Raw genomic sequence first — 613 nt, 5'->3', positions numbered from 1 at the left:
GGAGAACCGCAGACAGAGTTTGACGGAGCTTTATGGACTTATGAAGAAATAAAAGACTTAAATCTTAATATGTCTTATGACAAAGATAATTATGTAAGAAGAATAATAGCAACGGACCCTGCYACAAGCTCTAAAGATTTTAATAACGAATATGGTATAACTGTACTTGGTATCACTCATGAAGGGTATGTTCATTTAATAGCTGATGTAAGCGGACATTATACCGCTTCAGAATATGCGAAAATGCTTGTAAAAACTTATTTTAATTATGAATGTGAGGCAGTTGTTTATGAAGAAAATCAAGGCGGCGACCATGTAGCTAATACAATATTAAGTGAAAGTAAAAGTGTTCGTTTGATACCTGTAAGAGCAACACAAAGTAAATATTTAAGAGCTTTACCTGTAGCTAATCTTTGTTCTCAAGGTAAAGTGTATTTCTTAAAAAGTTTTCCAAAATTAGAAAATCAAATGCTTTTACTTACTATACAAGGCTATCAAGGAGAGCAAGGAGAAAGCCCAGACAGGCTAGACAGTTTTGTATGGGGTGTTTATGAATTATTAGGATTGAAAGATGTTAATTCTATAGATGTTTACTTTAAAAGAGCTTGGTTTA

The 613-nt window shown here is 32.8% G+C and carries 1 protein-coding gene; it reads left to right on the top strand.

Annotated features, from left to right (window positions below; translation table 11 throughout):
• A partial coding sequence (locus tag GQX97_RS13945; RefSeq protein ID WP_198391266.1) for a DNA-packaging protein occupies window positions 1–613 on the top strand: 613 nt, incomplete at both ends.

The organism is Brachyspira sp. SAP_772, assembly GCF_009755885.1.
Taxonomy (GTDB): domain Bacteria; phylum Spirochaetota; class Brachyspiria; order Brachyspirales; family Brachyspiraceae; genus Brachyspira.
Note: the sequence above shows the minus strand (reverse complement) of the source record. Positions and strands in the feature narration are given on the sequence as shown.